The organism is Hyphobacterium sp. SN044 (genome assembly GCF_021864465.1).
Lineage (GTDB): Bacteria > Pseudomonadota > Alphaproteobacteria > Caulobacterales > Maricaulaceae > Hyphobacterium.
On record NZ_JAKKUV010000069.1, the window covers coordinates 1 to 280 of the forward strand.

At 60.0% G+C, this 280-nt stretch carries 1 protein-coding gene; it reads right to left on the bottom strand.

Going from position 1 to position 280, the window contains the following annotated elements; all coding sequences use genetic code 11:
- Window positions 1-87: 87 nt before the first annotated feature.
- A partial coding sequence (locus tag L5876_RS14690; protein ID WP_236957107.1) for a hypothetical protein occupies window positions 88-280 on the bottom strand: 193 nt, incomplete at its 5' end.

The following is a 280-nucleotide window of genomic DNA, read 5'->3' on the forward strand; positions in this document are numbered from 1 at the left end:
TCTATAACGAACCAGAGCCTGATTTAGTTTGCGATGGTACACCGCCGCCCCCGATCTGGAACGCACAAATGCATGAAAAAGCGTGATCTACCGGGTGGAGTTCAGCTCCGCGAGCAGGCGGTCGAGGTCTCTCAGCCGCTCGGTCTCGGCGGCATGCTGCAGCGTCTGGTACTGGGAAAGGACGTCGACAAAGCCCTCGCCGACGTCGTAGCCATGCTCGAAGAGGAGCTCTCGACCTCGGTCTGGGAGCCTTGCCAGGACGTCTCGGATCTTGCTCTGG